General features: G+C 59.1%; 21 protein-coding genes. All 21 read right to left on the bottom strand.

The genetic code is table 11. The annotated features are described in order from the left end of the window. Nucleotides 1–141: 141 nt before the first annotated feature. Nucleotides 142–1,527, bottom strand: coding sequence for a sigma-54 dependent transcriptional regulator (locus QMK58_RS08850; protein ID WP_320396161.1), 1,386 nt, complete (start codon nucleotides 1,525–1,527; stop codon nucleotides 142–144). Between the two features lie 5 nt (nucleotides 1,528–1,532). Next, complete coding sequence (locus QMK58_RS08845) at nucleotides 1,533–2,726, bottom strand: sensor histidine kinase (protein ID WP_172681809.1); 1,194 nt, start codon at nucleotides 2,724–2,726, stop codon at nucleotides 1,533–1,535. Between the two features lie 128 nt (nucleotides 2,727–2,854). Further along, a complete protein-coding gene (locus QMK58_RS08840; RefSeq protein ID WP_053156578.1) occupies nucleotides 2,855–4,330 on the bottom strand; it encodes a sigma-54 dependent transcriptional regulator in 1,476 nt (491 codons plus the stop codon). A 175-nt stretch (nucleotides 4,331–4,505) separates the two neighbouring features. Next, nucleotides 4,506–4,802, bottom strand: a complete 297-nt coding sequence (gene fliT / locus QMK58_RS08835) for a flagellar protein FliT (RefSeq protein ID WP_053157081.1) — start codon at nucleotides 4,800–4,802, stop codon at nucleotides 4,506–4,508. Between the two features lie 17 nt (nucleotides 4,803–4,819). Continuing rightward, a complete protein-coding gene (gene fliS, locus QMK58_RS08830; RefSeq protein WP_053156575.1) occupies nucleotides 4,820–5,215 on the bottom strand; it encodes a flagellar export chaperone FliS in 396 nt (131 codons plus the stop codon). Nucleotides 5,216–5,346: 131 nt separating this feature from the next. After that, complete coding sequence (gene fliD, locus QMK58_RS08825) at nucleotides 5,347–6,711, bottom strand: flagellar filament capping protein FliD (RefSeq protein ID WP_053156572.1); 1,365 nt, start codon at nucleotides 6,709–6,711, stop codon at nucleotides 5,347–5,349. A gap of 81 nt (nucleotides 6,712–6,792) precedes the next feature. After that, nucleotides 6,793–7,137 carry a flagellar protein FlaG gene (locus QMK58_RS08820; protein WP_053156571.1) on the bottom strand — a complete coding sequence of 115 codons (345 nt, stop codon included), beginning with the start codon at nucleotides 7,135–7,137 and terminating at the stop codon, nucleotides 6,793–6,795. Nucleotides 7,138–7,210: 73 nt separating this feature from the next. Then, a complete protein-coding gene (locus tag QMK58_RS08815) occupies nucleotides 7,211–8,974 on the bottom strand; it encodes a flagellin (protein WP_320396160.1) in 1,764 nt (587 codons plus the stop codon). A gap of 241 nt (nucleotides 8,975–9,215) precedes the next feature. Next, nucleotides 9,216–10,142 (bottom strand): ketoacyl-ACP synthase III, encoded by a 927-nt coding sequence (locus tag QMK58_RS08810; RefSeq protein ID WP_320396159.1) that lies wholly within the window; start codon nucleotides 10,140–10,142, stop codon nucleotides 9,216–9,218. Nucleotides 10,143–10,490: 348 nt separating this feature from the next. Next, nucleotides 10,491–12,080, bottom strand: a complete 1,590-nt coding sequence (locus QMK58_RS08805) for a flagellar hook-associated protein 3 (RefSeq protein WP_053156564.1) — start codon at nucleotides 12,078–12,080, stop codon at nucleotides 10,491–10,493. A gap of 14 nt (nucleotides 12,081–12,094) precedes the next feature. After that, on the bottom strand, nucleotides 12,095–14,119 hold the full coding sequence (flgK, locus tag QMK58_RS08800) for a flagellar hook-associated protein FlgK (protein WP_320396158.1): 2,025 nt from the start codon (nucleotides 14,117–14,119) through the stop codon (nucleotides 12,095–12,097). A 10-nt stretch (nucleotides 14,120–14,129) separates the two neighbouring features. Then, nucleotides 14,130–15,416, bottom strand: coding sequence for a flagellar assembly peptidoglycan hydrolase FlgJ (gene flgJ / locus QMK58_RS08795; protein WP_053156559.1), 1,287 nt, complete (start codon nucleotides 15,414–15,416; stop codon nucleotides 14,130–14,132). Between the two features lie 11 nt (nucleotides 15,417–15,427). Further along, nucleotides 15,428–16,501, bottom strand: coding sequence for a flagellar basal body P-ring protein FlgI (locus QMK58_RS08790; protein WP_256220598.1), 1,074 nt, complete (start codon nucleotides 16,499–16,501; stop codon nucleotides 15,428–15,430). A gap of 54 nt (nucleotides 16,502–16,555) precedes the next feature. Further along, nucleotides 16,556–17,251, bottom strand: a complete 696-nt coding sequence (flgH, locus tag QMK58_RS08785) for a flagellar basal body L-ring protein FlgH (protein WP_053156556.1) — start codon at nucleotides 17,249–17,251, stop codon at nucleotides 16,556–16,558. Between the two features lie 52 nt (nucleotides 17,252–17,303). Further along, nucleotides 17,304–18,089 carry a flagellar basal-body rod protein FlgG gene (gene flgG, locus QMK58_RS08780; protein ID WP_053156553.1) on the bottom strand — a complete coding sequence of 262 codons (786 nt, stop codon included), beginning with the start codon at nucleotides 18,087–18,089 and terminating at the stop codon, nucleotides 17,304–17,306. 45 nt (nucleotides 18,090–18,134) lie between these two features. After that, entirely contained in the window at nucleotides 18,135–18,875 is a 741-nt protein-coding gene (locus QMK58_RS08775) for a flagellar basal body rod protein FlgF (RefSeq protein WP_053156550.1), read from the bottom strand. 203 nt (nucleotides 18,876–19,078) lie between these two features. Beyond that, a complete protein-coding gene (locus tag QMK58_RS08770; RefSeq protein ID WP_053156547.1) occupies nucleotides 19,079–19,675 on the bottom strand; it encodes a cytochrome c3 family protein in 597 nt (198 codons plus the stop codon). 9 nt (nucleotides 19,676–19,684) lie between these two features. Further along, a complete protein-coding gene (locus QMK58_RS08765) occupies nucleotides 19,685–20,176 on the bottom strand; it encodes a nitrate reductase cytochrome c-type subunit (RefSeq protein ID WP_053156543.1) in 492 nt (163 codons plus the stop codon). Nucleotides 20,177–20,187: 11 nt separating this feature from the next. After that, entirely contained in the window at nucleotides 20,188–22,692 is a 2,505-nt protein-coding gene (gene napA, locus QMK58_RS08760) for a nitrate reductase catalytic subunit NapA (RefSeq protein ID WP_053156540.1), read from the bottom strand. After that, nucleotides 22,683–22,949 (bottom strand): chaperone NapD, encoded by a 267-nt coding sequence (locus QMK58_RS08755; RefSeq protein WP_053156535.1) that lies wholly within the window; start codon nucleotides 22,947–22,949, stop codon nucleotides 22,683–22,685. Before QMK58_RS08755 ends, napA begins: the two co-directional genes overlap by 10 nt. A 39-nt stretch (nucleotides 22,950–22,988) precedes the next feature. After that, nucleotides 22,989–23,156 (bottom strand): periplasmic nitrate reductase, NapE protein, encoded by a 168-nt coding sequence (locus tag QMK58_RS08750; protein ID WP_172681808.1) that lies wholly within the window; start codon nucleotides 23,154–23,156, stop codon nucleotides 22,989–22,991. Nucleotides 23,157–23,253 lie beyond the last annotated feature (97 nt).

Raw genomic sequence — 23,253 nt, 5'->3', positions numbered from 1 at the left:
CTAACAAAAGCCCTTTCCAGACATCTCACCCCCTGTAGGAGCTGGCTTGCCAGCGAAAGCGGCGTCACAGCCACCATCGATTCGCCGGCAAGCCTGCTCCTACAGGATCGGATGTGGTGAACAGGGTTGTTCGCCAGACCCTCAGGTCGCGAACAGGTAAGCCTCTACATCCATGCCGGCATCGCGCATTTGCGCCAGCTTGTAGCGCAGGGTTCGCGGGCTGATGCCCAGGCGCTGCGCCGCCTCTTTGCGGCGACCGCGCTCGGTGCGCAAGGTGTCGATGATCATCTGGAATTCACGGCGACGCAGGTCGTCACCCAAGGCACCGACTGATTCAGGCTCGCTTTGCGAGGCACGAACAGGCTCCGCCGACGCAACGGGCAACGGCGCGCAGGCCACCACCCCGACCAGACAAAAATCCTGCGGCTGAATCAACCCGCCCTGCTGAAGAATCAAGGCGCGCTGGATCGCGTTGTCCAACTCCCGCACGTTCCCCGGCCACGGATAACCGACCAGACACGCCTGAGCCTCGGGCGACAGCCGCGCTGGCGCGTGCTTCATTTTATTGACGTGCTTGGCCAGCAGACGCTCGGCCAGCGGCAGGATATCGGCGGTGCGCTCGCGCAGAGGCCGCCAGGCCAAAGGGAACACCGACAGACGATAGAAAAGATCTTCACGGAAGCGCCCCGACGCAACCTCTGCCGCCAGATCCCGATTGGTCGTGGCAACCACGCGGATATCCAGACTGATCGGCTTGCGCCCACCCACCCGCTCAACTTCGCGCTCCTGAAGCACCCGCAGCAACTTGGCTTGAAGCCCCAGGGGCATTTCGGAAATTTCATCGAGCAGCAGCGTCCCGCCGTCAGCCTGTTCGAACTTGCCCGCCTGCGCGGCGATGGCGCCGGTGAAAGAACCCTTTTCGTGGCCGAACAAGGTGGCTTCGAGCATGTTGTCCGGTATCGCTGCGCAGTTGATCGCCACAAACGGCTGATTGGCGCGATGGGAATGCTGATGGATGTACCGCGCCAGCACTTCCTTGCCGGTCCCCGACTCACCGGAAATCAACACCGTGGAATCGCTGCGCGCCACACGCGCCGCCAGTTCCAGCAACTGGGTGCTGGCCGGCTCGAACGCAATCGGGCCGTCATGGTCAGACACACCCAGATTGCCCAGGGCGTGACGCGCCACCAGGTCGAGCAGCGCCTTGGGCTCGAACGGCTTGACCAGATAGTCCGCCGCGCCCTGGCGCATCGCGTCGACTGCGCGCTCCACCGCACCATGGGCGGTCATCAGCAACACCGGCAATTGCGGCTGGCGTGCCCGTAGCAAGCCGAGCAATTGATGCCCGTCCATGCCCGGCATGTTGACGTCGCTGAGCACCAGACTGAAAGCCTCGCTGCCCACCGCCACCAACGCCTCTTCCGCCGAGCCCACAGCCTGGTAATCATGCCCCGCCAGCAACAGCGTATCCGCCAGTGCTTCGCGCAAAGCGCGGTCGTCCTCAACCAGTAAAACCTTGATGCCCATGCCCGTCACTCCACTCCCTGGGTGCCGCTGAACAACGGCAGAATCACTTGCGCGCAAGTACCGCGACCGAGTCGCGAACGCAGGCGCAATTCTCCCTGATGCGCACGCGCCACGGCCTTGACCACGGTCAGCCCAAGGCCCGTTCCGTTGGTCTTGGTGGTGAAGAACGGCTCACCCAGACGCGCCAGCACGGCGTCGTCGATACCGCTGCCGCTGTCGCTGACACTCAGGCACAGACTGCTGCCACGGGTGTAGAGATGAACCTTCAGACGCAAATCGCCGGCGCTGGCCTGAATGGCGTTTTCGATCAAGTTCAGGATCGCGCCGACCAGGGTGTCGCGATTGCACAGCAACTCCCCGCAATGACTGTCGCACTGCCAACGGATCGGCAGATCCTGCACCTGAGTCAGCGCGGCAGCCTGCAGCGACTGCATCAACTGGCCAGGGGTCACGCGATCAGTCAACGGCAGCTCGCCACGAGCGAACACCAGCATGTCGCGCACCTGATGCTCCAGCTCGTGCAAGCGCTCCTTGAGACGCCCGGCAAAGCGCTGCTGGGTCGCGACCGGCAACTCCTGTTCGGTCAAATGGCTCGCATACAGCAACGCCGCCGACAACGGCGTGCGAATCTGATGGGCCAGTGAAGCGACCATGCGCCCCAGGGACGACAAACGCTCGTGGCGCGCCAGTTGATCCTGCAGGTGGCGGGTTTCGGTCAGGTCATTGAGCAGCACCAACTGACCGGGCTCGGCATCCAGCGAGCGCGTGGCTATCGACAGGCGCCGACCATCCTTGAGGGAGACTTCATGCCCGTCGTCTTCGCGCGGCGCAAAGCAGCGGGCGATGACATGACGCCACAACTCGCCTTCGAGCGGCAGGCCGAGCAGCTCGCAAGCCGCCGGATTGGCCTCGCGCACGATGCCTTGGGCATCGATGACAATGACGCCGCCAGGCAACAGATCAAGCAGGTTTTGCAGACGGTTGGCCAGGCGTTCCTTTTCGGCCAACTCCTGCATGCGTTGCGCGCTGACCACCGCCAACTCGCCCTTGAGCTCGGTGACCCGGGCTTCCAGCATGCTGTAGGAATCGGTTAATTGACTGGACATCTGATTGAACAGTGCGAACGCCTGCTCAAGCCCCATCCGGCTCGCCTGCTCGACGGACGACGATGACTCCGAAGCATCAGGAACAGGAGACATCTGGGCGGCTTGGGGCATTGTGCTCTCTCGCTTGGTTGACCGTCAGTGAAACGGAACGTTGCGAGGGACGTAGCAATACCCGTGCCTAAAAAAAATCGCTTACAAATGAACAAGTTGAAAAACGGGCGTCAATCATCCGCCTGTTCATCACCGTCACGACGGCTCATGCCGTACTTGCGCATCTTCTCCACCAGGGTGGTTCGACGGATGCGCAGGCGCTCAGCGGCACGCGCCACGATGCCATTGGCATCATCCAGCGCCTGCTGAATCAGCCCTTGCTCGAGCCCGCCCAGATAGTCTTTGAGGTCCAGACCTTCCGGCGGCAGCATGGCGCCGGCGTTGAAGTCCTGGGCATGCCCATTGATGGCCACGCGCTCTTCGAGATCGCTGCGCAGGCTGTCGACCATCTGCTCGTCTTCGTCGTCGACGTAGCGGAATTTCTTCGGCAATTCGACCACACCGATGACGCCATAGGGGTGCATGATCGCCATGCGCTCCACCAGGTTGGCCAGCTCGCGGACGTTGCCCGGCCAGCCATGGCGGCACAGGGACATGATGGCGGCTGAGTTGAAACGGATCGAACCACGCTTCTCGTGCTCCATGCGCGAGATCAACTCGTTCATCAGCAGCGGTATGTCTTCGACGCGCTCGCGCAGCGGCGCCATCTCGATCGGGAACACGTTCAGGCGGTAGTACAGGTCTTCGCGGAAGGTGCCGATCTCGATCATGCTTTCGAGATTCTTGTGGGTGGCGGCGATGATGCGCACGTCGACGCTCTGGGTCTTGTTGCTGCCCACGCGCTCGAAGGTGCGTTCCTGCAATACGCGCAGCAGCTTGACCTGCATTGGCAGCGGCATGTCGCCGATTTCATCGAGGAACAGCGTGCCGCCATTGGCCAGCTCGAAACGCCCGGCACGACTGGTGATAGCACCAGTGAACGCGCCCTTCTCGTGACCGAACAATTCGCTTTCCAGCAACTCGGCCGGGATCGCCCCGCAGTTGACCGGCACGAACGGCGCTTCGCGGCGCTTGGAATGGTAATGCAGGTTACGCGCAACCACTTCCTTGCCGGTCCCGGACTCGCCGAGGATCAACACGCTGGCATCGGTGTCGGCCACTTGCTGCATCATCTGACGGACATGCTGAATCGCCCGGCTGGTGCCGACAAGGCTACGAAACAGATTGGGTTCGCGATGACGACCGCGCTCACGGGCCTGGTCATACATTTCGCGATAGACCTGGGCACGGTGCAGCGAATCGAGCAGCTTGCTGTAGCTGGGCGGCATTTCGAGGGTCGACAGCACGCGACGACGCTGGTCTTCAGGCAGGTCAATGGAAGAATTATCGCCCATCAGCAAAACCGGAAGGAACTCATCCCAGGTTGCGAGTGTCTTTAACAAGCCCACAACTGCGCCAGGCGCATTGACCGTGCCGATCAGGACACAGATGACTTCACGACTTGACGACAAAGAGCCGACGGCCTGCTGCCAGTCATGGCTGCCGCAAGGCAAATTTTCTTCACCGAGAAAATTCAAGATCACCGCCAGGTCGCGGCGGCGGACGCTATCGTCATCAATCAGCAGAATTTTGGTTTCACGCCACATGCAATAGCAACTTCCCTAGTCAACTCAATGCCCAAAATGCTGGGGCAAGCTAAACGCTTGCAGGCCTGATATGCCTGAAGACGACTGAAACCTGGAACCAGCCACACTAGTTAAGTCAAAAAACCGTGCACAGTCAAATTTATGGCGCACATATCTGGATTAACCGCGGGATTAATTAACCAAACAGATGGTAAACCTTTGCCGCGCTCTTCGCTTGGTTCATCTGCGACATCTCTTCGACTATCGCCTGACGCTCGCCCATTGTCGCCGTCAATAAATCTTTGTACACCGCCAATAATCCTTCCAGATTGCTGCGAACAGCGTCTTCATCGACGGGTGCTTCGCTGAGTACTTCTTCGACGCATTCCCGGCAAGCTGCATCCAGTTCGCCGATGGCGTCCCAGTTGCGCTCGGCCAGGGCATCGACCAAGGCTTCACGGGTTTGTTCGATCCGTTGGAGTGCTTGACTCATGACGTCATCCTCGGCCATCAGGCCTGTGGGGTGCCGATTGCATCCCAGCCGCTTTTCACGGTAACGAGCAGGCTCACGACCTCGTCGATGATTTGCGGGTCATTGCCGGCGTTGGCTTGCACCAATCTCGCATTCATATATTCGTAGAGACTGTCGAGCTGTTCGATCGAGGCTGGATCTTCGGCCTTCTCCGCATCCAGACCCTGGCGCAGACCGGTGATGATGTCGATTGCCTTGGTGATCAACAGGCACTTCTGGGCGATATCCCCGCGAGCCAGTGCACCCTTGGCCTGAGCCAGTCGATCCAGACCACCTTCAAGCAGCATCTGAATCAGACGATGAGGACTGGCCTCGGATATCTGAGCGTGGGAATTGACCTTCTGATACTGACGAAGGGCTCTCATAGGATTCATGTTGCTACCTCGTAACAGGCTACAGGCGAAAAAACTCTCTGTTCATTTTGTCGACTGCGTGGCATAAAACTTTAATTCGGCCAAAAAGCCGAGGCCATCCGGCATCAATTCCCGAGGTTTTCCCTCATGGATCAATCCGACTTCGGATTATTCAACGAGTTGAGCGTTGTCATGATGCTCGAACTACTGGCGTTGAGCTTGGCGATCAGGGTATCCATCGCCGTGTACTTGGCCGTCAGGGACGTCTGCATACTTTCCATGCGACGATCAAGGTCCGACTGCTGGGTGGTCAGGTCGGTCAACTTGGTGTTCAGATCGGTGACACGCGAGGCCAGAAGCCCGGCGGTCCCTACATAAGCGTCAGTCGCCTTGTTCATGCGGGTGATCAAACCGTCGTCGCCGGTGAAAAGCTTCGCGATATCACCAGAGCTCTTGACCACCGCTTTTTCCCACGCCTTGTCATCCAGGCTCAAGAGCCCGGTTTTCTGGTCGGTGGTCACGCCGATCTGTGCCAGTCCGGTCATGCTGGTCGAACCCGAACTGTTGACCAGCTCGCTGCGCAGGCTCGCCACCAGCTGACGCATCGATGCGTCCCCCGTGAGGGCGCCTGACGTGGTGGTCGAGGCATCGCCCGTGGCGGTGACTTTGGTCTGGGTATTGATGCTGGTCATCAAGGCGTTGTAGGCCGTGACGAACGACTGCACCGAAGTCTTCAGGGTGGCAGAGTTACTTTCCACATTGACTGTGATCGGCTTGTCTTTGTCACTGGCAAGCAGATCCAGGGTCACACCACTGATGGCGGAAGTCACTTTGTTGGTCGTGGACTCCAGCGCGATGCCGTCGATGGTGTACTTGGCGTTCTTCGCCGCCACGCCAGTGTCGTAGCCTTGGGCCAGTTCGGAGTTGCCACTGAGGGTAATGTCGGTGCCTGCGCCCGTGGTGGTGGAACCAACAACCAGGCGCGCACCATTGGCATCACTCAGAATGTTGGCGCTGATACCCTGGGCCGAAAGCTGGGTATTGATCGATTCGCGCACCTGGCTCAGGGTCGCGCCACCCGGAATCGACACATCGTAGCTTTTGCCGGACTGGGTAATGGTCAGCGTCTGCGCTTCATCAGTGGTGTTGGCCTTGCCCGTTGCACCACCCGCAAACAACTTGCTGGTGACTTTCGAGGACGTAGCCAGATCCTGCACGACGACGGTGTACTTGCCGCTGGACGCGCCATCGCCCAGGGTGACCTTGACGTTCTTGTCTTCGGACGAAGTACCCGCCAAGCCGTTGAAGGCAGACACGTTGTTCAATTTGCTGATTGCGGTGCGGTATGCCTCCAGCGCGCCCTTCACCGAGCCGACTGCCGACAACTGAATCGTGGTGTCTTTTTGCTGGTTGGTAATCTGGGTTTGCTTGGGGGCTTTTTCGGCCGCGACCAGGGCTTTGACAATGCCCTGGGTATCGAAGCCCGAACCCACGCCGGTAATCGTTGAACTCGCCATCTGCTTTCTCCTTGTCCTGTGGCTGCCGTTTTATTGGCGAATAGCGCCTTAACGGCAGTCAGAAACACATTTCATGCCAGATCAGGCCTTGGTATCAAACAGCAGGCTGCTGGCATCACTCAGGTTTTGTGCAAGTTTCAGCGCCGTCTCTGACGGAATCTGCCGAATCACTTCGCCACTTTCGGTTGCTATCACCTTGACCACGACACGACCGGTCGAGTCATCGATGGAAAAATCCAGGTTGCGCTGAGTCGATTGAACGAACTCGCGAATATCGGTTACAGCCTTCTCCAGGGCAACTCGCCGGGTCTCGTCCGCAGGCGCGGAGTCTTTCTCGACCACAGGCTGCGCCTGAATGACAGAGGCGCTGCCAGCCTGGGTTGCACCGGCAGGGTAATGCGCGTTCAGCTTAATGCTCATATCCATGACATCACCTCAAAACTGAAAAAAACGAAAGGGCACGTAAACGCGCCCTTCCGTTAATCAACCGATACCGAGATTACTGAAGCAGCTTCAGAACAGCGGATGGCAGTTGGTTAGCCTGGGACAGGATCGCGGTGGACGCCTGTTGCAGGGTTTGTTGCTTGGTCAGTTCAGCGGCTTCGGAAGCGAAGTCGGCGTCCTGTACGCGGCTACGAGCTGCGGTGGAGTTTTCCGAGATGCTTTGCAGGTTGGCAACGGTGCTGGTGAAACGGTTTTGCACCGCACCCAGTTGCGAACGCTGAGTGTCGATCTGCTGGATCGCGCCGTCCAGGGCCTGGATGGTCTGCTGGGCGCTAGCCGAAGTCAGAACGCTCAGGTCGGCAACGGTGGTTTCCATTTTGATGGCTTTGGTGGTCGCGGCGGCAGCAGTGGTCAGACCCAAAGTGCTCAGGCCGTTACCCGAGCTACCATCAGCGATGGTGATGTCTTTGGTGGAGAACAACTGCAGGGAGTTGTCGGTCTTGTTGACGCTGGCGGTAACGCCAGTGCTTGCGCTGTTGATCGACGAAACGATGTCAGCCATGGTCGAACCAGCAGTGAATTTCACTTCGGTACCGTTCAGGCTTACCGAGGTAGCAGCGGTCAGCTTGGCTTCAGTGGTGCCAGCGGACAGGCCCAGCTTGGCCAGTGCACCTGCGCCGCCGTTGGCAGCTGCGCCAGTGCCGTTACCCAGCTTGATTGCTTTGCCGTCTGTGGAAGTCAGTTGCAGACGACCGTCGGTTACCTCAGCGGTTACACCGAACTTATCAGTTAGGTTGGCAGCGTCGATTTTATCCGCGATATCGGTGAGTTCGTCGCCGATAGCGAAAGTAACGTTCTTACCATTGATGTTGATTTCAGCTGCGGCAGTCAGTGCGCCCGGGACAGCTGGGGTGGTGGTAGGGACACCACCAGTTACAGCACCGCCGCTCAGACCGGAAGTCGTGGTGCCGCCGATGTTGATCGCAGCGCCAGATGCCGATGTCAGGACGAGAGCCGTGCCGCCACCGTTTTTGGCAGCGGTGATGTCAGTATTACCTGCGGTAGTCAGAGCGTTTTGGATAGCGAGAAGAGTTGTATCGATGTCATCGGCAGTAGTGGTGTTGACAGTAGCGCCGTTGATATCAAAGGTTTCGTTAGCAGTTGGCGCAGCGAAAGCGGTACCGGTCAGGACACGCGGAGAGGTAGTGGTGGTAGCTGGAGTACCGCCTGGCAGAGTGATCGCGTTACCAGTCACACCAGCCGACAGAGTAGTAGTCGCGCCAGCTACAGTAGCCTCGCTGAAAGTACCTTTCAGGCCGGTAGCGCTGATGTCGCTCATGCCGAACGAGATGGTCTGGTTGGCGTCGGAACCGATCTGGAAGCCAACGTTCTGGAAAGTACCGTCCAGCAGGTTACGACCACCGAAAGTGGTGGTAGCAGCGATACGGGTCAGTTCACCAACCTTGGCAGTGAATTCCTGTTGCAGGGAATCACGGTCAGCGGCGCTTTTGTCACCGTTCGCGGAGTTCAGGGCCAGCTCACGCAGACGCTGCAGAATGTTGGTCGACTCTTGCATCGCGCCTTCAGCGGTCTGGGCGATGGAAGTACCGTTGTTGGCGTTGTTGATCGCAACGGTCATGCCTTTGACCTGGGAGGTCAGACGGTTGGCGATCTGCATGCCGGCAGCGTCGTCTTTGGCGCTGTTGATTTTCAGGCCGGAAGACAAGCGGGTCATCGAAGTGCCCAGAGCATCGCCGGCTTTGTTCAGGTTACGCTGAACGGTCAACGACGTAATGTTGGTGTTTACTGATAAAGCCATGACGAATTCCTCGTTGGTTGGGTACTGCGGCTTCCGGCCCTGGCAACCGCCGGGTATGGCCTAGAGAACCTTCGTAATGGTTATCGTCGTGAAAGCAGGTTGCTTGAGGGCTTTTTTGAATTTTTTTACTAGCAACGTGCCACTCCTTGGGTTTCAAGGCCCTGCGCTAATACCCCAGAACGAAAAAACGCCCATGACCGTTGGTCATGGGCGTTTTCTTTGGCGTTGGATAACTAACGCGTCAGGAGCGATGAATCAGCGCCGATCCCCAAGACAGGCCCACACCGAAACCACTGATCGCCACACGCCGCCAGGTGGAGTCGAACATGTGTTTTTCCAGCAGCAACGGAATGCTCGACGACACGGTATTCCCGGTCTCAACCATGTCCTTGATGAACTTCTCCGGCTCACCTTCGAATCGCCGCGCCACGGCATCGACGATGGCCGCACTGCCTTGGTGAATGCAGAAGGCGTCGACATCCTGGGACGTCAGACCGGACTCATTGAGCAATTCGTGCAAGTGCGCCGGCACTTTGAGCAGGGCGAAGTTGAACACCTGACGCCCGTTCATGTAGAACACGCCATCGGTCACCTTCAGGTGCGGTGCACCCGAACCGTCGGTACCGAATTTGGCCTTGCCCAGCTGCCAGACCGCCTCTTCACCCATCCAGGTCGCTGTGGCGGCGTCGCCGAACAGCATGGTGGTGTTGCGGTCTTCCGGGTCGACGATCTTCGAATACGGGTCTGCGGTGATCAGCAGGCCGTTCTTCAGGCCAGCGGCTTCCATGAAGCCCTTGATGGCGTAGATGCCGTAAACGTAACCGGAGCAGCCCAGGGAAATATCAAAGGCGGCGACCCGGGTGGACAGGCCGAGCTTGTCCTGAACGATGGCGGAGGTGTGCGGCAGGCCCTCTTCGTCACCATTCTGGGTAACGACGATCAGCACGTCGATGGATTGACGGTCGAGCTGAGGGTTGTTGGCGAACAGCGCATTGGCCGCTTCTACACACAGGTCCGAGGTTTCCTGAGTAGCATCCTTGCGCGGCAGGAACGCCGAACCGATTTTCCCGAGGATGAACTCTTCATCCTTCTCGAACTTCGCGCCCTGAGCATAGTTATCCAGCCCGCTCGCAGGCACGTAGCTGGCAATGCTTTTTATGCCAATCATTGTGGCTTCCCAATACTAAATAGCTGGAGATCACCGCTCGCAAGACCGAGAGGTACGACAATACTGGATTTCACCGAGCGAAAAAAATACGGCACAGACGCTCCAGAAACCCTGAAAACACGCCCGGCAAGGGTCATCCCCCTGCCCATCCTTTTTTACACAATACAGTGAAGATGCGCTTTATGACTCTCAGGTCACGCATTATGCGTGGCTGGCACTAAACGTCCAGCCACAAACAAGCGATCCACCACACTTTGGCAGACAAAAAACCGAGAAGTGAGCGAAACGCGATAGCGAAGGAGAGAGGCGACATTGCCGGCATCCTGGATGCCGGCAATCTGGAAGGGATCAAAGCTTGTTGAACAGGCTCAGTTGGGCGATTTTCACAAACGCCAGTTGCGAGGCCTGCAGCAAGGACTGCTGAAAGGCCAGGTCGATCGATGCAGTCGCCACATCGGTATTACCGATCGCTGCCTGCATGCTCGCATTTGTCAGATCAAGGCTGGTATTTTCGGTAGTGGCGAAATCCACGGAATTCAACCGCGCACCGATTGCACCCTGCACGCTCAGAACCTGCTCACTGGAATTGGCCAGGTTGCCGATGGCCGAGTTCAAAGCGTCCTTGAGCTTGATCTGCTGCATGACACTTTCATCAGAAGGCGTTTCCAGAACCTGGCGCAGCTGGCTCAACGTGTCGAGGGCACTTTGGGTCTTATGGCCACTCGCCCCCACTACGAACTGATCGTCCGCTTGCGGAGCGCCGGTAAAGTCGAGCTTTACCCCGGCAACCGTGATCGAGCCAGCGGTGAGCGCACCGCCACCGATCGACTGGCTGTTCGCCCCCATAGGCTGGGCATAGACCTTGTAATTGGTGGCGTCGGTAAACTTGACCACCACGCCGGTATTCGGGAACCCGTTCACGTAGGCTGCCGGGTCCGCAATGCCGGAGCCTGTGACCACTGCCGTGGAATCATTGCTCGGGGTCCGGGAAGCGTTGAAGCTGTCGGGCTTGCTGCCCAACGCGAACACGTGATCCTTGACCTCTTCGTCAGGGGTCATGGGCAAGTTGGTGACCGGGTCGACGGGCGCCTTGAGGCGCAGGGTGATATCGAATTGCACGCCGCGCAGGCTGATGCTCGAGCCGCCTTCTTTGTTCGCGTCGAATACACCATTACCAGGCAGTTCTGAAGTGATGTCATTGCCATCCTTGTCGGCGACGGTGTAATGCGTGCTGTCGACAAACTTCAGTTCGTAGGGCTCACCGGCAGTGAAGTTCTTGGTGTACGCCGCATTGGAGTTCATCAAGCCGGCAGACACCGAAACGGTGCCATCATTGGGCTTGGACGGATCCAGAATGGCCTGGGTACGTCCCGAGTTGGTCGCCGACTCCAGGATACTTTTACCCGTGTCATTGACGGTGATCGACAAGGTATTGGACACCTGCAGACTCAGCTGAGTGTCATCACCCTGATAGGTATAGGTGCCGTCGTTGTTACGCACATAAGGAGCTGTAGACGACTTCGAACCCGCGAACATGTAATTGCCCGAAGGGTCTTTGCTGTTGAGCAGGCTCAGTACGTTGGCTTCGATCTCGCCAAGCTCGGCGGCAATGGACTTGCGATCTGCATCGCTCTTGCCGCCGTCACCGGCACTCAACGCCAGTTCGCGAGCACGCTGCAAGGCGGTATTGATGTTATCCAGTACGCTCTCTTCATTGGCCAACGAATACTTGATACTGCCCATGTTCGCACTGTACTGCCCCAACATGTCCTTCTGCTGCTGCAACATCAGCAACTGCGCCGCGCCAACCGGATCATCGCCCGCGCTCTGAATCCGCACGCCGGAAGTGATCTGCTCCTGAGTCTTCACAATCGAGGAAAAGTTGTTCTGGTACTTGGCCGCACTTGTCTCAAAATACTGGGCGGTGGAAATGCGCATCGTCGAAGACTCCCTTAAAGACTGTTGATCAGCGTGCTGAACGTTTCTTGCGCGGCCTTGATGATCTGCGACGACGCGGTGTAGTACTGCTGAAACTTGACCAGGTCGGCGGCCTCATCGTCCAGGTTGACCTGGGACACCGAGGCGACCTCCGATTTGGCGCGGGACAGGATCGCCCCGGTGGCGGAGCTGTCGCCCAAGGCCTGGCTGGCCTTGGCACCGACCTGCTCGACCAGGCGACTGTAGGCGGTGGTCATGCTCATGCCGGCGTTGCCGCCTGTCACGCCCACGGTGGCCTTGGTCTGCAAACCCAACAGTTCGTTGGCGTTGCGGTTGTCTTTCTTGCCGTCGACGTTGAACGCGACTTCGTACTTGTCGTTCTTCGAAGGCGAGCCGCTGACGGTCGTGTTGAACGAAAACGATTGGCCGGCAATCGGTGCGCCGGACGCGTCGAGCATCGGAACGTTGATCGTCAGATCATTGCTTTGGCCTGGCACGATGGTGCCCTGGCCGATGCTCTTCCCTGTGGCGTCGAACACTTCGTAGCCTTGACTGCCACCCACCGCTTCCTTGAAGGCGAGTGTCACCGGCATGGAGTTCTTGATGCCCGCTTGCAGGTCTGCCAGGTCGGTGCCGCTGTAGATGTCCAACGGCATGGACAGCGCCGGCGGGGTCAATGCACCGGTGCCGCCGTTGCTCGTACTGCTGTTGGCAACCAGCGGTCCGGCAAACGCGAGCTTGTTCGAGTCGGTCAGCTGGGTGGTGATGGCGCTCGCCGCGCCACGGGTCGGGCTCACTTTGAAGGTGTCACCGGCCTGCAGAGCACCGCCATTGAGGTCCAGCTTGAAGCCATCGATCTCTGCCGCCGGGGTCAGGTCGAAAGAGCCCATGTCCTTGCCGTCGGAACGCTTGACGGTGTACTTGTCCGCAGCGGTAAAGGTCACTGCGTAATCGAAGGTGGTCAGTGCGCTGGAGTTGCTGATGGTGACGTCCAGATTGCCCGAGCCGGCGCTGTTGTTCGACGACGCCAGGCTGCGCTGGCTGATCGCCGCGGCGCTGTTGATGCTGGAGAACAACGAAGCACCGAATTCGCCGTTGGCGTCGAGGCCCTGGCCCAACTGGCTGTTGATCTTGTCGGCCACCACCAGGGCGGTGCGCCCCAGATCATTCATTGCCGGCGCAAGCACGTCTTCGCGATAACGCAGCAGGCCACCGATCTTGCCGCCGCTGATGACCGAGGTGACGTCACTGGAGGACGACGGCGAGTTGACTACGATCGACACCTGGCTCTTGTCGATCCCTGTGCGGGCAGTGGAAAGCGTATTCGCCGTGTTGCCCAGCACCAACGACTGGCCGTTGCCCAGGGATACGTTGTAGCTGCCGTTTTGCTCCTGGACCGTCACCCCGACCAGTTCGTTGAGTGTACGAACGGCTTCGTTTCGAGCGTCCAGCAGGTTGCTCGGGCCGCTGCCGGTCGAGCTGCTGGCCTGGGAAATCTGCTGGTTCAACGATGCAATCGACGTCGTCAGCTGATTGACCTTATCGGTCAGTGTCGTCAACTGACTGTTGATCCCTTCGCTCTGTTGTTGCATCTGCGACGCGAGGGCGTTGAAACGGTTGCTCAAGGTTTGCGCGTTGGTCAGCAGCAACTGCCGCGAAGCGGTGTCGTTCGGCGTGCCTGCGGAGGTTTGAACCGCAGCGAAGAAGCTGCTCAATACCGCGCTGATCCCCGTGGTCTTGTCGGAGAACAGCTTGTCGAGCGGACTGACCTGCTCGAGATAGGCGTTGGCATCGCTGTTGAGCGAGGTACTGGTTTGCAACTGATTGTCGAGGTAGGCGTTATACACCCGACGCACATCGGCCAGGGTCGTGCCGCTGCCGATAAACACGCCGCCATTCAGGTTCGACGTATTGCTGCTCTGAACTGTTTGCTGACGTGAATAGCCAGCCGTGTTGGCGTTGGCAATGTTGTTGCCGACAGTCGCCAACGACACCTGACTGGCGTTAAGCCCGGACATTCCGATGTTGAGCAAACTCATGGTTCAAACCTTATAAATTCGTTGAAACGCTCGCCGCAGCGTAGTTTTGGTAACTCGTCATCTGCCTGGCTATCTGCGAAATCTTGCTTGCGTAGTCCGGGTCGGTTGCGTAACCGGCTTTTTGCAACTCGCGTACAAACTGTTCCGGGTTATCGGCCGACTTCACGACATCTTGATAGCGATTATTGGTCTGCAAGAGCGTCACAAGGTCGTGGAAACTGTCCTTGTAAGAGTCATAGGAACGGAACTGCGCCGTCTCCTTGACCATCTCGCCATTTCTGAATTCGCTGGTGATCGCCCGCGCCGAATTGCCCTGCCAACTGTTGCCGGCCTTGATGCCGAAAAGGTTGTGGCTGCTGCTGCCGTCCTGAGCACGCATGACCGACTTGCCCCAGCCAGTTTCGAGAGCGGCCTGGGCGACCAGATAACGAGGATCGACACCAATGCGGGCGGCGGCTTCCTTGGCCATCGGCAACATGGTGTTGACGAACTGGTCGGCGGAGCTGAAGGCTTTCTTCGCCGGCGCCAAAGGAATCTGCGCCATGGCGCGACCGTAGATCTGCATGCCGCCGCCGGAGGCTTGCTGCGCATTGGCCAGCCAGTCGCCGTTGTACAACGGACCGGTTCCGCCAGTAGGGGTGGTGCGTTGTGGCAGCCGGGTTGCGTTGACCGGTGCTGCGGCAGTTGTCGCAGAAGGCACCAGCCCGGCGAGCAAGCGATCGGCCAATTTCGGCGGCAGCGCCAGGCGTCGCTGATTGATCAGTGCCATGTCATTGCGATGGGCGCCCTCGCCCGCTTCCTGCGGCGTATGCAGCGAGCGCGACGCCCACAACGGACGCTGGCCGTTGACCCGCGACAACGGCCCGTTGAGCGCGACCGTGCCGGCAGCCACCGGCGTTACCGCTGCCGCTTTCGCGGCCTCTTGCTTGGCAGCCGACGCGGCGGCAGCCTCGCCCGGGGCCAGCGGTTTGTTCTTCGACATCTGGCGCATCAGCACGTCCGCCAGACCAATACCGCCGCCCTCGCGGGACATGGAAACGGCCAGTTGCTGGTCGTACATTTCCTGGTATTGCTTGGCGGCTGGCGTGTTGAGCGGATTGTCCTGGCCCAGCGCTTCGGTCGCCGAGCGCATGGATTTGAGCATTTCCCCGAGGAACAGCGACTCAAACTCCTGCGCCACCTTGCGCAGGTTGCCGTCGCTGTTCTTGTCGCCGACCTTGAGCTGGTTCAGTCGATTAAGGTCCGAGTAAGCGCCCGAATCACTGCTGCTGACCAGACCGCTCTTGTGCATGTCCATGCGCGCCGTCCTCAGATCACGATCAGGTCGGCTTGCAGCGCGCCAGCCTGTTTCAGGGCTTCAAGGATCGCCATCAAGTCACCCGGCGCCGCGCCGACCTGGTTCACCGCACGCACGATTTCGTCGAGGGTGGTGCCCGGGCCGAACTTGAACATCGGCTTGGCTTCCTGCTGGGCGTTGACCTTCGAACGCGGAACCACGGCCGTGGTGCCATTGGACAGAGGGCCGGGCTGGCTGACGATCGGGTCTTCGGTGATGGTCACGGTCAGGCTGCCGTGGGTCACGGCGGCCGGGGACACCTTGACGTTCTGGCCGATCACGATGGTGCCGGTGCGGGAGTTGATGATGACTTTCGCCACCGCCTGGCCCGGATCGATTTCCAGGTTTTCCAGGATCGACAGGTAGTCAACGCGCTGGCTTGGATCGAGCGGCGCCGTAACACGCACCGAACCACCGTCGATGGCCTGGGCCACGCCAGGGCCGAGCATGTCATTGATCTTGTCGACGATGCGCTTGGCCGTGGTGAAGTCGGAACGGTTGAGGTTCAAGGTCAGGCTGTTGCCCTGGTTGAAACCGCTCGGTACCGCACGTTCAACCGACGCACCGCCAGGGATGCGACCGGCCGACGGAACGTTGACGGTGATCTTCGAGCCGTCGCGACCTTCGGCATCGAAACCGCCAACCACCAGGTTGCCCTGGGCCACTGCGTAGACATTGCCGTCGATACCCTTGAGTGGCGTCAGCAGCAAGGTGCCACCGCGCAGGCTCTTGGAGTTACCGATGGACGACACGGTGATGTCGACCTGCTGCCCCGGCTTGGCGAACGCCGGCAGATCAGCGCTGATCGACACCGCCGCGACGTTCTTCAACTGCACGTTGCCCGAACCCGGTGGCACCTTGATGCCGAACTGCGAGAGCATGTTGTTGAAGGTCTGCAGGGTGAACGGGGTTTGCGTCGTCTGGTCACCGGTGCCGTTAAGCCCGACCACCAGGCCGTAACCGATCAATTGGTTGGAACGCACGCCGGAAATGCTGGCGATGTCCTTCAGGCGCTCGGCTTGAGCGTTGAAAGCTGCGGACAGCATCAGGGCGGCCACCAGAAGGTGTTTAAAGTTCAACGTGCTCAACTGGAAAGCCACCTAGAAAGGAAACAGCGGGCTGAGGAAGAAACGGTCGAACCAGCCTGGCTGACTCGCATCGGCAAACGAACCGGTGCCCGAGTAGGTGATGCGCGCATCGGCGACACGGGTCGACGACACAGTGTTGTCGGTGGCGATATCGTCAGCACGAACGAGACCGGCAATCCGCACCAGTTCGTCACCGGTGTTGAGGGTCATCCACTTCTCGCCGCGTACCGCGATGATGCCGTTGGGCAGCACATCGGCGACGGTCACGGTGATCGAACCGGTCAGGGTGTTGCCCTGCGCGGCCTTGCTGTCGCCCTTGGTCGCGCGGTCGCCGCTGTAGCCCACATCGAGGCTCAGGTCGCCACTGCCGATCGGATCGTTGGTGCTCAGGCCACCGCCAAAGAACGAGGTCAGGCCGATGTCGGTCTTGCTGTTCTTGCCGATCTGCGAGTTCGCGTTTTTGCTGGCCTGGGTTTTTTCGTTGAGCGTAATGGTGATGATGTCGCCCACCCGGTACGCCTTGCGGTCGCTGTACAGGTTCTGTTCAAAACCGGCCTGATAGATCGAACCATTGTTCGCCGCAGACGGCAACGGCGTGCGCGGCAACACCGGAGCGTAATAAGGGTCATTGGGCTTGGGCGGCACAGGCACGCAGCCTGCGAGCGCGGTGATCCCACTCAGTGCCAGAACAAATGCATAGCGATTCATGACCCTACCTCACGGTGCTGCAGGCGACCTCATGGCCGCCTCATAGACTTGATTACAGATTCTGCGTTACGAACGAGAGCATCTGGTCGGCGGTGGAGATCACCTTGGAGTTCATCTCGTAGGCACGTTGAGTGGTGATCATGTTGACCATCTCTTCAACGGTGCTGACGTTGGACGTTTCCAGGGTGTTCTGCAGCGTGGTGCCGAAACCGGCCAGGCCCGGCGTGCCGACTTGTGGTGCGCCACTGGCGGCGGTTTCCAGGAACAGGTTGTTACCCACCGCTTGCAGGCCGGCCGGGTTGATGAAGTCGGCGGTTTGCAGGTTGCCGATCACTTGGGACGCAGCGTTGCCAGGTACGGTGACGGACACGGTGCCGTCGCGACCGACCGTGAAAGTCTGGGCATCGTTCGGAATCACAATCGCCGGTTCCAGGGCAAAGCCACTGGCGTTGACGATCTGGCCGTTGGAGTCCAGGTGGAAGGTACCGTCACGGGTATAGGACGTGGTGCCGTCCGGTTGCAGGATCTGGAAGAAACCACGACCGTCGATGGCCATGTCCAGCGGCTGCTCGGTGGTTTGCAGGCTGCCGGCGGTGAAGTTTTTCTGGGTGCCGACGATGCGCACACCGGTACCCAGTTGCAGACCCGACGGCAGTTCGCTGTCCTGGGTCGACTGGGCGCCTGGCTGACGCTTGATCTGGTAGAGCAAGTCCTGGAACTCGGCGCGGTCACGTTTGAAACCCGTGGTCGACACGTTGGCCAGGTTGTTGGAAATGGTAGTCAGGTTGGTGTCCTGGGCAGACAGACCTGTTTTGGCAACCCATAGAGCCGGAAGCATTCGATTCTCCTCGTGCGCCTGTTTTACGGCGCGACGTTCTGGTAATTAGCTGATCTGCAAGACCCGAGCCATGGCCTGGTCATCTTCTTTGGCGGTGTTCATCATCTTGATATGCAGCTCGAACTGCTTGGCCAGGGCCAGCACCGAGGTCATCTCTTCCACGGCATTGACGTTGCTCGCCTCGAGGAACCCGGACACCAGCTTGACGTTGGCATCGGCTTGCGCCGGCTGTCCGTCCCTGGTGTGGATTGAACCGTCCAGGCCTTTGGTCATGTTCTTGAAGTCCGGGTTGACCAGCTTGATGCGGTCGACTTCCGCCATCACGCGAGGGCCTTCGCCCATCGCACGGATGCTGATGGTGCCGTCTTCGCCCACTTCGATCTGCTGCTCGGGCGGCACGGCAATCGGCCCGCCATTGCCCATGACCGGCATGCCGTTGCCGGCGCGCAGCACGCCCAGGGCATCAACGTTCAGGCTGCCGGTGCGCACGTAGCTTTCGCCACCGTCTGGATTCTGCACGGCGATCCAGCCATTGCCTTGCACGGCAACGTCGAGGTCGCGGCCGGTCTCCACCAACGCACCGGGGGAGAAATCCGTGGCCGGGCGTTCAGACAGGGCAAACGCACGCGCCGGAAAGCTGTCACCGAACACCGGCATCGAACGCGCCTGTTCCAGGTCTTTCTGGAAGCCGTTGGTGGAGATGTTCGCGAGGTTGTTGGCATGCGCCTTTTGCGCCAGTGCATTCTGGCTGGCGCCGGTCATTGCCACATAAAGGTACTTGTCCACACTCTTTCCTCTGCATGCCGGACGGTTGCCGCCCCAACCTGTGTTGCGCAGGTTGTAGCAATTTGCAGACCAACTTTCGCGCAGCGACTCAAACCCCTTTGAAACACGGGGTTTGAGGCTAGTCAGAGGAAAAATGAACACGGTATCGAAGACGAAAAACCGGCGCGCTTCTGCCGTTTGGCGGCAACACCAATAAACGCTGGCTACCAGCCTTTTACGCCACTCATATCGGGCAACTTGTGGGCAATGCCCTTGTGACAATCGATACACGTTGCCTGGCCGCTGGCCAATGACGTGGAATGCATGTTGGCCGCACGTTTGCTCTGGCGAGTGAAGTCCATGAACTCGAAGTTATGGCAGTTGCGACACTCTCGGGAGTCGTTGGCCTTGAGCCGCGCCCACTCATGTTCGGCCAGTTCCCGGCGCATGCCGAGAAACTTGTCCCGGGTGCTGATCGTGCCGAACAGCTTGCCCCAGACTTCCTTGGACGCCTGCATCTTGCGCGCGATCTTGTGCGTCCACTCGTGGGGGACGTGACAGTCCGGACACGTGGCGCGCACGCCCGAGCGATTGGTGTAGTGAATGGTTTCCTGCAACTCGACAAACACGTTGTCGCGCATTTCGTGGCAGGACGTGCAGAACTTCTCGGTGTTGGTCGCTTCCAGCGCAGTGTTGAACCCACCCCAGAAAATCACCCCGGCGATAAACCCGCCAAGGGTCAGGAAGCCCAGGCTGTAATGCACGCTGGGCCGACGCAATACACCCCAATAATCCTTGAGCAAGGCAAGCAACGATTTCATGGCCTCTCCTCAAGGTTTCGGCTGGCGATTGATTTCGTCTTGCAGCACCTGGTCGATATTCTTGAAACTGTTGTTCACCAGTGGCTTCACGTCTTTCTGCGGTACGTGACACTGGTTGCAGAAGTACCGGCGCGGCGACACCGCCGCCAGTGCCTGGCCGTCACGGTCCATGTAGTGCGTGATGCTGATCATCGGCGCCTGGGTGCGCGCACTGTTGGCGCGACTGTGGCAGGTCAGGCACTTGTTGCTGTTCATGTCGATGGCATAGCCGCGAATGCTGTGGGGGATGGTGGGCGGTTGCTCGGGGTAATTGCGCTCTCGCTTGAGGTCCTTGTTCTCGTCTTCGGCAATGGGCGGTGCCGGCAGCTCCTGGGTCAGGGTCCCACCGACTCGCCGGCCATCCGGCGCCGGTGCATCCAGCGGGTAACCGGGGTCGGCCGCAAATGTCGCGGGCAGCCAGATCAGCAGCGCGGCAAGCAGGGACAGCGAACGAACATTCATCAAAGCGCTCCTTATGCCGTCTTGATCAACTCAATCCTGATCGCGCATTTTTTGTAATCGGTCTGCTTGGAGATAGGGTCCGTCGCATCGAGCGTAACTTTGTTGATCAGCCTGTTGGCGTCGAAGAACGGCACGAACACCAGGCCCTGTGGCGGTTTGTTGCGCCCACGGGTTTCAATTCGGGCACGCATCTCGCCGCGCCGACTGATCAGCTTCACTTCGCTGCCACGCCGGGCATTCAAGGCCTTGGCATCGGCCGGGTGCATGTAGACCAGCGCATCGGGTACCGCTTTGTAGAGTTCTTCGACACGCTGGGTCATGGTCCCGGTGTGCCAATGCTCAAGCACCCGTCCGGTGCTCAACCAGAACGGGAAGTCCGCGTCCGGGGCTTCCGCAGGCGGCTCGTAAGGCAGCGCGAAGATAATTGCTCTCTTGTCGGGGTAGCCGTAGAACTGCACGCCACTGCCCTTCTCGACATAGGGGTCGTAGCCTTCGCGAAAGCGCCACAGCGTTTCCTTGCCTTCGACGACAGGCCAGCGCAAGCCTCGCTCGGAGTGATAACGATCAAAGGGTGCAAGGTCATGACCATGCCCTCGGCCGAACTGGGCATATTCCTCGAACAGGCCTTTTTGCAGGTAGAAACCGAAGTCCTTGGCTTCGTCGTTCTGATAGCCCGCCGCCATTTGCTCCACGGGGAACTGATCGACCTGGCCGTTCTTGAACAGCACCTCGTACAGGGTCTTGCCCTTGAATTGCGGCGAGCTATCCAGCAACTCCGCCGGCCAGACTTCGTCGGTTTTAAAGCGCTTGGAAAACTCGACCAGTTGCCAGAGGTCTGACTTGGCGTCGCCCGGTGCCGAAACCAGCTGATGCCAGAACTGCGTACGCCGCTCCGCGTTGCCGTAAGCGCCCTCCTTCTCCACCCACATGGCCGTGGGCAATATCAGATCCGCTGCCTGCGCCGAAACGGTGGGGTACACATCCGACACCACCACGAAGTTCTCGGGGTTGCGCCACCCCGGCAACACTTCCTGCATGATGTTGGGCCCGGCCTGCATGTTGTTGCTGGCCATGGTCCAGTACACATTGAGCACACCGTCTTTAAGCATGCGGCTCTGCTGCACGGCATGGAACCCGACCTTTTCCTTGATGGTGCCCGCCGGCAGTTTCCAGATTTTCTCCGCGGTGGCACGGTGCGCCGGGTTGGTGACCACCAGGTCGGCCGGCAGCCGATGGGAGAACGTGCCCACTTCCCGCGCCGTCCCGCAAGCCGAAGGCTGGCCCGTCAGCGAGAAAGGACTGTTGCCCGGTTCGCTGATTTTCCCGGTCAGCAGGTGAATGTTGTAGATCAGGTTGTTGGCCCACACGCCCCGGGTGTGTTGGTTGAAGCCCATGGTCCAGAACGAAACCACCTTGCGTTTGGGGTCGGCATACAGTTCGGCCAATGCCTTGAGGCGCTCGGCCGGCACCCCGGTTTCCTTCGCGGTGCGCTCCAGTGTGTAGGGTTTGACGAACGCGGCGAACTGCTCGAAGTCGATGTCGGTCCAGGTGTTCGCCTTGTCGGCGTTCTTGGCCTTCATCTCCAGCGGATTATCAGGGCGCAAACCGTAGCCGATGTCATCCGTGCCTTTGGCGAACTTGGTGTGTCTGCTGACGAAGTCCTGGTTGACCGAACCGCTTTCAATGATGTGGTTGGCGATGTAGTTGAGAATCAGCAAGTCCGTCTGCGGTTTGAACACCATCGGAATGTCGGCCAGTTCAAAACTGCGATGTTCGAACGTGGAGAGCACGGCCACTTTGACATTCGGCTGGCTCAAACGGCGATCGGTGACCCGACTCCAAAGAATCGGGTGCATTTCCGCCATGTTGGAACCCCACAGGACGAATGCATCGGTGACTTCGATATCGTCATAGCAGCCCATCGGTTCATCGATACCAAAGGTGCGCATAAACCCCATGACCGCCGAAGCCATGCAATGACGCGCATTGGGGTCGATGTTGTTGGAGCGGAATCCGGCCTTCATCAACTTGTTGGCCGCATACCCTTCCCAAACAGTCCATTGTCCGGACCCGAACATGGCGACCGATTCCCCGCCTTTGTTCTTCAGTGCCTCCTTGTACTTCAACTCCATTACATCGAACGCCTGCTTCCAGGACACCGGCTGAAACTCGCCCTGCTTGTCATATTGCCCGTTGGTCATGCGCAACAGCGGCTGTGTCAAACGATCGACGCCGTACATGATCTTGGATAAAAAGTAGCCTTTGACACAATTCAACCCGCGATTGACCTCGGCTTTTACATCGCCATGGGTTGCCACCACCTTGTTGTCCTTGGTCGCGACCATGACGCTGCATCCGGTACCGCAAAAACGACAGGGCGCCTTGTTCCACTCCAGGGAAATCATGTCCTGTTCGGTAATCAGGTTAGTGGCAGAGGTAAACACCGGGAGGCCCGCCGCCGCTGCCGCGATCCCGGCCGCCTGGGCTTTGACAAACTCGCGCCGAGTCATAGGCATGGGCTTTCTCCCGTTACATCGAGAATCTCGTGATAGACCAGTGCGGCATTGAGCACGCCTGGCAAGCGGTTGATCTGATCGATTCGCTGCAGAATCTGGCTTTCGTGTTCGGTTTCCAACACAACCACCAGTTTGCCAGCGGGACTTTCCTGATGAAGTTCAACGCCCTTGAGCAAACGCAGGTTGGCTTTAACTGCCTCGAACAAGGCAGGACGGGCATGAACGACCAGACTGGCGATGTGCAGCGACTTTTCCATGACCCGTACTCCCTGTTGAGATAGAGATTGGAATGCCGATCAGTTAGGAGGGCCTGGCGGGCCGAGGAGCATTTGCAGAAACCAGACAAAAAAACCGTATCCACCGACGATCGCCACTGACAACAGTGGAAATAGAACAATGATCAGGAAATAGAACAGGCGAGTTTCTTTGCGAAGTCGCTGGGTAGAGTCATCCATTGATGGCATGGTCAGCACTCCTGCCAAACTGTGAGGAGAAGCCTAGATGGCTAAATCGACAAGTTCCATGATTCAGATCAATGGCAGAAGTTTTGGCACTTTAAAT

It is taken from the genome of Pseudomonas sp. P8_241, from assembly GCF_034008315.1.
In the GTDB taxonomy this organism is placed as follows: Bacteria; Pseudomonadota; Gammaproteobacteria; order Pseudomonadales; family Pseudomonadaceae; genus Aquipseudomonas.
The sequence above is the reverse complement of the archived record's forward strand: the minus strand, read 5'-3'. Positions and strand labels throughout refer to the sequence as shown.

Excerpts from the sequence above, each read along its gene's own strand:
- QMK58_RS08850 (WP_320396161.1), bottom strand. The coding sequence starts at position 1,527 with ATGGGCATCAAGGTTTTACTGGTTGAGGACGACCGCGCTTTGCGCGAA.
- QMK58_RS08845 (WP_172681809.1), bottom strand. The coding sequence starts at position 2,726 with ATGTCTCCTGTTCCTGATGCTTCGGAGTCATCGTCGTCCGTCGAGCAG.
- QMK58_RS08840 (WP_053156578.1), bottom strand. The coding sequence starts at position 4,330 with ATGTGGCGTGAAACCAAAATTCTGCTGATTGATGACGATAGCGTCCGC.
- fliT (WP_053157081.1), bottom strand. The coding sequence starts at position 4,802 with ATGAGTCAAGCACTCCAACGGATCGAACAAACCCGTGAAGCCTTGGTC.
- fliS (WP_053156575.1), bottom strand. The coding sequence starts at position 5,215 with ATGAATCCTATGAGAGCCCTTCGTCAGTATCAGAAGGTCAATTCCCAC.
- fliD (WP_053156572.1), bottom strand. The coding sequence starts at position 6,711 with ATGGCGAGTTCAACGATTACCGGCGTGGGTTCGGGCTTCGATACCCAG.
- QMK58_RS08820 (WP_053156571.1), bottom strand. The coding sequence starts at position 7,137 with ATGGATATGAGCATTAAGCTGAACGCGCATTACCCTGCCGGTGCAACC.
- QMK58_RS08815 (WP_320396160.1), bottom strand. The coding sequence starts at position 8,974 with ATGGCTTTATCAGTAAACACCAACATTACGTCGTTGACCGTTCAGCGT.
- QMK58_RS08810 (WP_320396159.1), bottom strand. The coding sequence starts at position 10,142 with ATGATTGGCATAAAAAGCATTGCCAGCTACGTGCCTGCGAGCGGGCTG.
- QMK58_RS08805 (WP_053156564.1), bottom strand. The coding sequence starts at position 12,080 with ATGCGCATTTCCACCGCCCAGTATTTTGAGACAAGTGCGGCCAAGTAC.
- flgK (WP_320396158.1), bottom strand. The coding sequence starts at position 14,119 with ATGAGTTTGCTCAACATCGGAATGTCCGGGCTTAACGCCAGTCAGGTG.
- flgJ (WP_053156559.1), bottom strand. The coding sequence starts at position 15,416 with ATGGACATGCACAAGAGCGGTCTGGTCAGCAGCAGTGATTCGGGCGCT.
- QMK58_RS08790 (WP_256220598.1), bottom strand. The coding sequence starts at position 16,501 with ATGCTGTCCGCAGCTTTCAACGCTCAAGCCGAGCGCCTGAAGGACATC.
- flgH (WP_053156556.1), bottom strand. The coding sequence starts at position 17,251 with ATGAATCGCTATGCATTTGTTCTGGCACTGAGTGGGATCACCGCGCTC.
- flgG (WP_053156553.1), bottom strand. The coding sequence starts at position 18,089 with ATGCTTCCGGCTCTATGGGTTGCCAAAACAGGTCTGTCTGCCCAGGAC.
- QMK58_RS08770 (WP_053156547.1), bottom strand. The coding sequence starts at position 19,675 with ATGAAATCGTTGCTTGCCTTGCTCAAGGATTATTGGGGTGTATTGCGT.
- QMK58_RS08765 (WP_053156543.1), bottom strand. The coding sequence starts at position 20,176 with ATGAATGTTCGTTCGCTGTCCCTGCTTGCCGCGCTGCTGATCTGGCTG.
- napA (WP_053156540.1), bottom strand. The coding sequence starts at position 22,692 with ATGCCTATGACTCGGCGCGAGTTTGTCAAAGCCCAGGCGGCCGGGATC.
- QMK58_RS08755 (WP_053156535.1), bottom strand. The coding sequence starts at position 22,949 with ATGGAAAAGTCGCTGCACATCGCCAGTCTGGTCGTTCATGCCCGTCCT.
- QMK58_RS08750 (WP_172681808.1), bottom strand. The coding sequence starts at position 23,156 with ATGCCATCAATGGATGACTCTACCCAGCGACTTCGCAAAGAAACTCGC.